Here is a 9,191-nt window from a genome sequence, read left to right as displayed (position 1 = left end):
CCACCCCCGACGGCGCCCCCGACGGCGGCCACGGCCTGGTCGGCGCTGGGGGCCGCATCGGGGAGAATGGCCCGTATGAGCGATCGTTCCCCCGAGTCCACCAGCCCGCACCGTGCGGGCTTCGCCTGCTTCGTCGGCCGCCCCAACGCGGGGAAGTCGACCCTGACCAACGCACTCGTGGGCACCAAGGTCGCGATCACCTCCAACCGGCCGCAGACCACCCGCCACACCGTCCGCGGCATCGTGCACCGCCCCGACGCCCAGCTCGTCCTGGTCGACACGCCCGGTCTGCACAAGCCGCGCACGCTGCTCGGCGAGCGGCTGAACGACGTCGTGCGGACCACGTGGGCCGAGGTCGACGTCATCGGCTTCTGCCTGCCGGCCGACCAGAAGCTCGGCCCCGGCGACAAGTTCATCGCGAAGGAGCTCGCGGGGATCAAGAAGACCCCCAAGATCGCCATCGTGACGAAGACCGACCTCGTCGACTCCAAGGCCCTGGCCGAACAGCTCCTCGCGATCCACCAGCTCGGCGCGGAGCTCGGCATCGAGTGGGCCGAGATCGTCCCCGTCTCGGCGGTCGGCGACACCCAGGTGCAGCTGCTGGCCGACCTGATCGCGCCGCTGCTGCCGGAGAGCCCGCCGCTGTACCCCGAGGGCGACCTCACCGACGAGCCCGAGATGGTGATGGTCGCGGAACTGATCCGCGAAGCCGCGCTGGAAGGCGTACGGGACGAGCTCCCGCACTCCATCGCCGTCGTGGTCGAGGAGATGATCCCGCGGGAGAACCGCCCGGCGGACCGCCCGCTGCTGGACATCCACGCGAACGTCTACATCGAGCGGCCCAGCCAGAAGGGCATCATCATCGGCCCGAAGGGCTCCCGCCTGAAGGAGGTCGGGATGAAGTCGCGCAAGCACATCGAGGCGCTGCTCGGCACCCCGGTCTTCCTCGACCTGCACGTCAAGGTCGCCAAGGACTGGCAGCGCGACCCCAAGCAGCTGCGCAAGCTCGGCTTCTGACCCGGTCCCGCCGGCGCGCCCGCTAGGGCAGCCGGCGGACCTTCACCGCGTTGTCCCTACGGGTCCCGGGCCGGCCGTCGGGCCGGGTCTGGACCCGTTCGTGCTCCTCGGCCAGCAGGACCTCCCACGCCCCCTCGGGCAGCTCCAGCTGCGCGAGCACCTCGTCAGGGGTCGGGAAGTGGACCTCGGGGCGGGTGTCCTGCTGCCAGGACGGCCAGGCGGCGTGCCCGGCGATCAGCAGGATCCCGCCGGGGGCCACCGCCGAGGCCGCGGCGCGCAGGATCCGCTCGCGGGGGAAGTCCCCGAACGAGTGCAGGAAGCACGCGGAGACCAGGTCGAACTCCCCGGCGGGGAGGGACTCGGCGAGGTCGTGCCGCTGCCAGTCGGTCCGGTCGGCGACGCCCGCGTCGGCGGCGTGCCCGGCGGCCCGTTCCAGGGCCACCCCCGAGATGTCGGTCCCGGTGACCCGCCAGCCCCGGCGGGCCAGCCAGACGGCGTCGGCCCCCTCACCGCAGCCGAGGTCGAGGGCGCGGCCGGGCGCGAGGTCCGCGGCCTCCCGGACCAGCACGGCGTTGGCGTCGCCGCTCCAGATCCGGTCGCTCCCGCGGTAGCGGGAGTCCCAGAACTCCTCGCCGACGAACTCGGACGGTGATGCGGACTCCGGCGCGGACTCGGGCGCGGTCTCGGGCGCGGACTCGGACTCGGGCGCGGGGTGCTGCGGGTGCTGCGACATGGGGGACCTCTTCCCTGCGGGTGCCTGTCCCCTCGATGCTCCGCCGGTGGCCGTCACCCGGGCAAACATCGTTGCCGTTCCGGCAAACCGCCCCGCGGCCCCGCCGCAGCCTGCGGTCGGGGGCCGGTTTCGGCCACCCGGCCGCAGGGCAGCGGCGTTCCGCTCAGGCGCCTTCCTTCAGCACCCTGGAGATCAGCGTCCGCTGCGCATCCGACAGGTTCGGCTCCTGGCAGGCGACCGTCCGGCCGTCGACCGTGATCCGGTACGAGAACCCGTCCCGCACCCGGTCCGATCCGGGGGCGGGCGGGACGGGCCGCAGCGCCAGCTGCGCCAGGGCGCGCCACTCGTCCTCGTCGGGCCGCCCCGAGGTGTCGACCTCGGCCCGGCGCTCGATGCCCGCGAAACCGCCCGTCCGCACCACCAGAATCCGCATGACCGCCTTTCTACCCCGGATGGGCCGGCTACCCCAGGCCGACCGCCGACCACGCCTTCTGGAGGGCCTGGTGTTCGGCGCCGCCGTCCCCGTACAGGGTGACCGCGGCGGCCACCGACAGCCGGGCGAAGTCCTGGAAGTCCGCGTCCGAGGCCAGCTCGCCGCCCGTCAGCGTCGCGTACCAGATCCGCCCGGCCCGTTCCCAGGCCTTGCCGCCGAGTTCGGTGGCCACGAGGTAGAACGCGTGGTTCGGGATGCCGGAGTTGATGTGCACCCCGCCGTTGTCCTGCGAGGTCCTGACGTAGCCGTCCATCGTCGCCGGCTGCGGGTCCTTGCCGAGCTCGTCGTCGTCGTACGCGGTGCCCGGCGCCTTCATCGAGCGCAGCGCGACCCCGCTGACGTTCGGGCCGAGCAGTCCGGCGCCGATCAGCCAGTCCGCGTCCGCGGCCGTCTGGTCCAGGGAGTACTGCTTGATCAGCGAGCCGAAGACGTCGGACATCGACTCGTTCAGCGCGCCCGACTGCCCGTGGTAGTCGAGGTTGGCCGTGTACTGGGTGACCCCGTGGGTGAGTTCGTGCCCGATGACGTCCACCGACACGGTGAAATCGAGGAACAGGTCCCCGTCCCCGTCGCCGAACACCATCTGCTGCCCGTCCCAGAAGGCGTTGTTGTACTCCTGGCCGTAGTGCACGCTGGCGTCGAGGGCCAGCCCGGAGTCGTCGATCGAGTGCCGGCCGAAGCCCTTGAGGAACAGCTCGTACGTGGCACCGAGCCCCGCGTACGCGCGGTTGACGGTGGCGTCCCCGCTCGCCTCGCCGCCCTCCCCGCGCACCTTCTTCCCGGGGAGCCGGGTGCGGTGCTGGGCGTCGTAGACGGTCCGCTGCGGTTCGTCGGAGACGGGCGCCTGCGGGGCGGCGGCGATCCCGCGGACGGTGGTGACCCGGCGCCGGGTGCGCAGGAAGGCGTCCTGTTCGAGGGTGCGCTGGGCGGCGTCGGCGCGCCGGGCGTCGTCGGACCGGGCGATCTTGTCGAGCAGGTGGGGCGGGACCACCGTGCAGAAGACGGGGTGGCGGTGAACGTGGGAGGCATCCATCCCGGCAATGTGGCAGTGGGTCATGGCGGTGTCACTACCTGCAACCATGATTCATTCGGTTGTCTGAAACCCGTCACGCCGCGTTGACGGATCGGCCCGACCTGTAGCGAAGAAAGAGTTACAGCTCACATTAGGTACAAATCGGACACGTCGGTCCCGCATACTGAAACAGGTCCTCGCGCTACGGCGCGGCTCGGCTAGGCTCGGCCCATCATGCGTTTCGGGCTGCTTCTCCTTAGCTGCCGCGGCGAGGGTCTGTAGTCGTAGGCCGACCCCCTCCCCGCGGAGTTTGGTGTTGCGGTTTTCACTACCGCCGTCGGCCGTCCCAGCGAACTACACGCGGACACGCGAGGAGCCCAACGCCATGAGCCAGCAGCCTTTTGTCGGTCGCCCCACGCCCATCACCAACGCGACCCACACCCAGAAGTCCTCCGGAATGCCGATCCACAAGTACGGCCGGTACGAGCAGGTGGACATCGCCGACCGCACCTGGCCGGACGCCCGCGTCACCCGGGCTCCCCGCTGGCTCTCCACCGACCTGCGCGACGGCAACCAGTCGCTGATCGACCCGATGACCCCCGCCCGCAAGCGCGAGATGTTCGACCTGCTGGTGCGCATGGGCTACAAGGAGATCGAGGTCGGCTTCCCCTCCTCCGGCGAGACCGACTTCGCGTTCGTGCGCTCCATCATCGAAGAGGGCGCGATCCCGGACGACGTCACGATCTCCGTACTGACCCAGGCCCGCGAGGACCTGATCGAGCGGACCGTCGAGTCGCTGGTCGGCGCCAAGCGCGCCACCGTGCACCTGTACAACGCGACCGCCCCCACCTTCCGCCGGGTCGTCTTCCGCGGCTCCAAGGAGCAGATCAAGCAGATCGCCGTCGACGGCACCCGCCTGGTCATGGAGTACGCCGAGAAGCTGCTGGGCCCGGAGACCACCTTCGGCTACCAGTACAGCCCGGAGATCTTCACCGACACCGAACTGGACTTCGCCCTGGAGGTCTGCGAGGCCGTCTGTGACGTCTGGCAGCCGGCCGAGGGCCGCGAGATCATCCTGAACCTGCCCGCCACCGTCGAGCGTTCGACGCCGTCCACGCACGCGGACCGCTTCGAGTGGATGGCCCGCAACCTGACCCGCCGCGAGCACATCTGCATCTCCGTCCACCCGCACAACGACCGCGGCACCGCCGTCGCCGCCGCCGAACTGGCCCTGATGGCCGGCGCCGACCGCATCGAGGGCTGCCTGTTCGGGCAGGGCGAGCGCACCGGCAACGTCGACCTGATCACGCTGGGCATGAACCTGTTCTCCCAGGGCATCGACCCGCAGATCGACTTCTCGCAGATCGACGAGATCCGTCGCACCAGCGAGTACTGCAACCAGATGGAGGTCCACCCGCGCCACCCCTACGCGGGCGACCTGGTCTACACCGCCTTCTCCGGCTCCCACCAGGACGCCATCAAGAAGGGCTTCGACGCCATGGAGGCCGACGCGGCCGCCGCCGGCAGGACCGTCGACGACATCGAGTGGGCCGTTCCGTACCTGCCCATCGACCCGAAGGACGTCGGCCGCTCCTACGAGGCGGTCATCCGGGTCAACTCGCAGTCCGGCAAGGGCGGCATCGCGTACGTCCTGAAGAACGACCACAAGCTGGACCTGCCGCGCCGGATGCAGATCGAGTTCTCGCGGATCATCCAGGCCAAGACCGACTCCGAGGGCGGCGAGGTCACGCCGAAGGCGATCTGGGACGTCTTCTCCGACGAGTACCTGCCCAACCCCGAGAACCCGTGGGGGCGCATCCAGCTGCGGTCCGGCTCGACGGCGACCGACAAGGACGGCACGGACACGCTGACCGTCGAGGCGGTCGTGGACGGCGTGGAGACGGTCCTGAACGGCACCGGCAACGGTCCGATCTCGGCCTTCTTCGACGCACTGGCCGGCATCGGCGTCGACGCCCGCCTGCTGGACTACACCGAGCACACCATGAGCGAGGGCGCCTCCGCCGTGGCCGCCTCGTACATCGAGTGCGCGATCGACGGCCGCGTCCTGTGGGGCATCGGCATCGACGCCAACACCACCCGCGCCTCCCTGAAGGCGGTCATCTCCGCCGTCAACCGCGCGGGCCGCTCCGTTCAGCGGGCCAGGTAGCCGCCGTCCACCGGCAGCACCACGCCCGTCACGAACGAGGCCGCGTCCGAGGCCAGGAAGGCGATGACCCGGGCCACCTCCTCCGGCTCGCCGAGCCGGCCCATCGGATGGGCCGCGGAGACCTCCGCCAGGTACTCCGGGCCGCCCGGCTCGTCCTTCAGCGCCAGCACCCGCTCCGTACGGATGGTCCCGGGGGCCACCGCGTTGACCCGGATGCCGTGCGCCGCCCACTCCACCGCCAGGTGCTTCGTCAGCCCCGACGCCACGAACTTCGCCGGCCCGTACGCCGCCTGCCGGGCCTGACCCGCCACCCCCGAGACCGAGGACACGCAGACCAGCGCCCCGCCCGGGTCCGGCTGCGCCAGCATCGCCTCGATCGCGTACTTGCAGGTCAGGAACATTCCCCGGCCGTCGACCGACATCACCCGGTCCCACTCGGCCGGGCCGGTCTCCCGTACATCCGAAAGAGGGATCACTCCGGCGTTCGCCACGGCGACGTCGAGCCGTCCGTACGCCCCGAGCGCGGCTCCGACCATCGCGCGGTTGGCATCCGGATCGGCGACGTCACCGGCCACGACGGTGATGGCGAACCCCTCGGCGGCCAGTTCCGTACGCAGTTCCTCCACGCCGGGGCCATTGATGTCGGCCGCCGTCACGAAGGCGCCGGAGCGGGCCAGCAGGCGGGCGGTGGCGCGGCCGATGCCGCTCGCCGCGCCCGTGACCAGACAGGATTTCTCGTTCACGCGGGGGAGCGTAGGCACAATGCGGCGTCCGCGCGCGCGGGGGCGGGGACGCAGACCGGCCAAGTGCGGGCGGCGGGACATGTTGTCTTGTCACACGACTGACGCATCCTCACCGATGTGGCTAACATCACGCCAACCCGGCGATGCTGCCTGGGGTTCCCGCCCGTGCCCGCAGGGCCACGGGGGAGTTACGGAGGTGCGACGTGCTGCCAGTTCGGGGTGGGGACGGCCGGAAGCTGACGGTCTGGGGCATCCGCACCACCTGGAACACCGTGGGCGACGGGGAGTTCTTCTGCCCCGACTGCGGTGGCGACCGCAACTACCGCCGGCGCACCGGGCGCCGCCGGTTCACGGTCCTCGGCGTCCCCCTGCTGCCGCGCGGACAGGCCGGACCCGTCATCGAGTGCCAGGGCTGCCGGGAGCGCTTCGAGACCGAGGTCCTCGACCACCTGACGACCACCCGCTTCTCGGCGATGCTGCGCGACGCCGTGCACACCGTGACGCTGGCCGTGCTCGCGGCGGGCGGGACGGCCTCCCGCGGCGCGCTGGAGGCCGCCGTGTCGGCCGTACGGGCGGCGGGCTTCCAGGACTGCACGGAGGAGCAGCTGGAGTCCCTGGTGGAGGCGCTGGCCACCGACGAGGGCCGGATCGGGCTGTACGACGGGCCCGAGTGCTGCGGCGCCGCGCTGGCCATAGAGCTCCACGAGGCCCTGGAGCCGCTGGCCCCGCACCTGGCCGGGCCCGGCCGCGAATCGATCCTGCTGCAGGGCGCGCGGATCGCCCTCGCGGACGGCCCGTACACCCCGGCCGAGCGCGAGGTGCTCGCCACGGTGGGCGCCGCCCTGCGGATCGCCTCGGACGAGGTGACCCGCCTGCTGTCGGCCGTCCGCGCGCCGTAGCACCGTCCGGCGGGCTCCCGGCGACGTCCGCGGCGGCCGCCTGATCCGGTGGCCGCCGCCGACTGCCGACAGGGCCGGGTCCGCCGCCCGTCGAGCTCCGCGCGTAGACCCGGCCGAAGGGCTCCCGGCCGAGGTAACGATCCGGCCTCGTGCGACCGAATCCGCGCCCCCGCGTACGCGGTGCGTGACGCGGAGCCATGCCATCCGGCCCCGGTCGAGCCACCCGTCGGACATCCGGAGGAAAAGCCTCGGCTTCTGCGCTGCCGTGCGCCGCAAAGCCCGTAAGGGCAGGTCAGCGGGCTCGGATTCGCTCCTGCGCAGCCCACGGAGGTTGTTCCGCGCCGAGTCGGCCATACGCCCTTGCGGGGGTGTCCGCCACTGGAGAAACCTACAGATCGGGCATCTCCAGGCGTCAACACTTTGTGGAAGTCCACGATATCTGTGAGCCCTCCCACAGGCGTTCAATTCCGGTCACACGACGAGACGCCGCCAGTAACACAGCGGGGCTTCGATTCACGTGAACGCACTGACAACCCTGGCGGACCAACGGGCTCACGACCCACTCCGCCCAGGGATAACCAGATTCCTCTCGTTTACCTACCTCTTGAAGGGCAAGGCAGAGATGGCACGTGTCGCCGCCCGGCTTTCCGACAACGGAGAGCAGAGCACGCACCCGGTCGACGAGGTGCTCCCCCTCCCCAAGCTCGCGCTGTACGGCTTCCAGCACGTACTCGCGTTCTACGCCGGTGCGGTGATCGTTCCGATCATCGTGGGCGGTGCCCTCGGCCTGACCACCGAGCAGCTGGTCTACCTGATCAACGCCGACCTGTTCACCTGCGGCATCGCCTCGATCATCCAGGCGTGGGGCATCGGCCGGATCGGTGCGCGCCTGCCCCTGATCCAGGGCGTCACCTTCACCGCGGTCTCCCCGATGATCGCCATCGGCCTCGGCGCGGGCGGCGGGACCGCGGGCCTGCTGGTCATCTACGGCGCGGTCATCACGGCCGGCATCGCCACCTTCGCCTTCGCCTGGCTGCCCCCCAAGGCCTTCCGGGCGGTCATGCGGCTCTTCCCGCCGGTCGTCACCGGCACGGTGATCACGGTCCTCGGCATCGTGCTGATCCCCGTCGGCCTCAACGACGCCGCGGGCGGCGTCGGCAGCCCCGACTTCGGCGACCCGAAGAACTTCGCCTACGCCGGCGGCACGATGCTCTTCATCCTCGTCCTGATGAAGCTCGGCAAGCCCTTCCTGTCCAGCATCTCCATCCTGCTCGGCCTGGTCGGCGGCACCGCCGTCGCCTTCCTGCTCGGCGACGCCAAGTTCGGCGACGTGGCCGACTCGGACTGGATCGGCATCACCACCCCGTTCCACTACGGAGCACCGAAGTTCGCCTGGTTCCCGATCCTGCTGATGCTCATCGTCATGCTGATCACCATGGTCGAGACGACCGGTGACACGTACGCCGTCGGCGACATCGTCGGCAAGGACATCGACAGCGAGACCGTGGCCCGCGCCCTGCGCGCCGACGGGGCCGCGACCGCCCTCGGCGGCATCCTCAACTCCTTCCCGTACGTGGCCTTCGCCGAGAACGTCGGCCTGGTCCGCATGACCAAGGTCAAGAGCCGCTTCGTCGTGGTCGCCGCCGGCGTCTTCATGATCGTGCTCGGGCTGATCCCCAAGGCCGCCGCGATCGTCGCCGCGGTCCCGCACGGAGTCCTCGGCGGGGCGGCGACGGTGATGTTCGCGATGGTGGCCCTGGCCGGTATCCAGACCCTCGCCAAGGTCGACCTCAAGGAGGAGAAGAACGCGCTGGTCGTGGGCGTCTCCCTGGCCTTCGCGCTGCTCCCGGCCACCGTCCCGGTCTTCTTCAAGGACCACATGAACGCGGACCTGTCCTCGCTGCTCAACAGCGGTGTGACGCTCGGCGCCTCGGCCGCGATCCTGCTCAACCTCATCTTCAACGGCCTGGCCAAGGACGATGCGCACGGCGCCGCCCCGGCCGCGGTGCCCGCCCAGGCGACGGCCCCGGCCGAGCCGCAAGCCCGGCCGGAGGCCGTGGCCCCGCCCGCGCCGGACGCCGGGACCCCGGCCGGGGCGACGGTTCCCGCCGAGGCCGAGACGGTGGC

The 9,191-nt window shown here is 71.0% G+C and carries 8 protein-coding genes; 4 read left to right on the top strand and 4 right to left on the bottom strand.

Translation table 11 applies throughout. The features are described 5' to 3' along the window. Nucleotides 1–66: 66 nt before the first annotated feature. Nucleotides 67–1,017 (top strand): GTPase Era, encoded by a 951-nt coding sequence (gene era / locus ACFXA3_RS24965; protein ID WP_037635384.1) that lies wholly within the window; start codon nt 67–69, stop codon nt 1,015–1,017. A gap of 22 nt (nt 1,018–1,039) precedes the next feature. Here the strand turns inward: era and ACFXA3_RS24960 are convergent, their stop codons facing one another. The 3 genes from ACFXA3_RS24960 to ACFXA3_RS24950 form a co-directional block, all read right to left on the bottom strand. Next, entirely contained in the window at nt 1,040–1,750 is a 711-nt protein-coding gene (locus ACFXA3_RS24960; RefSeq protein WP_385190335.1) for an SAM-dependent methyltransferase, read from the bottom strand. 163 nt (nt 1,751–1,913) lie between these two features. After that, the gene (locus ACFXA3_RS24955; protein ID WP_385190332.1) at nt 1,914–2,183 is read right to left on the bottom strand and encodes a protealysin inhibitor emfourin; all 270 of its coding nucleotides are present in this window, start codon (nt 2,181–2,183) and stop codon (nt 1,914–1,916) included. A 28-nt stretch (nt 2,184–2,211) separates the two neighbouring features. Further along, nucleotides 2,212–3,276 (bottom strand): M4 family metallopeptidase, encoded by a 1,065-nt coding sequence (locus ACFXA3_RS24950; protein WP_385190329.1) that lies wholly within the window; start codon nt 3,274–3,276, stop codon nt 2,212–2,214. Between the two features lie 364 nt (nt 3,277–3,640). Between ACFXA3_RS24950 and leuA the strand changes: the two genes are divergently transcribed. After that, entirely contained in the window at nt 3,641–5,422 is a 1,782-nt protein-coding gene (leuA, locus tag ACFXA3_RS24945; RefSeq protein ID WP_385190326.1) for a 2-isopropylmalate synthase, read from the top strand. Here the strand turns inward: leuA and ACFXA3_RS24940 are convergent. Continuing rightward, nucleotides 5,407–6,165 carry an SDR family NAD(P)-dependent oxidoreductase gene (locus ACFXA3_RS24940; RefSeq protein ID WP_385190324.1) on the bottom strand — a complete coding sequence of 253 codons (759 nt, stop codon included), beginning with the start codon at nt 6,163–6,165 and terminating at the stop codon, nt 5,407–5,409. The two genes, leuA and ACFXA3_RS24940, sit on opposite strands and share 16 nt — an antisense overlap. Nucleotides 6,166–6,368: 203 nt before the next feature. Between ACFXA3_RS24940 and ACFXA3_RS24935 the strand changes: the two genes are divergently transcribed. Both ACFXA3_RS24935 and ACFXA3_RS24930 read left to right on the top strand, forming a co-directional pair. Further along, nucleotides 6,369–7,064: a TerB family tellurite resistance protein gene (locus tag ACFXA3_RS24935; protein ID WP_385190322.1), complete on the top strand. Its 696-nt coding sequence runs from the start codon at nt 6,369–6,371 to the stop codon at nt 7,062–7,064. A 622-nt stretch (nt 7,065–7,686) separates the two neighbouring features. Then, nucleotides 7,687–9,191, top strand: a 1,505-nt coding sequence (locus tag ACFXA3_RS24930) for a nucleobase:cation symporter-2 family protein (RefSeq protein WP_385190320.1), incomplete at its 3' end; no start/stop codon positions are given.

Source organism: Streptomyces sp. NPDC059456 (genome assembly GCF_042750055.1).
GTDB lineage: Bacteria > Actinomycetota > Actinomycetes > Streptomycetales > Streptomycetaceae > Streptomyces.
Note: the sequence above shows the minus strand (reverse complement) of the source record. Positions and strands in the feature narration are given on the sequence as shown.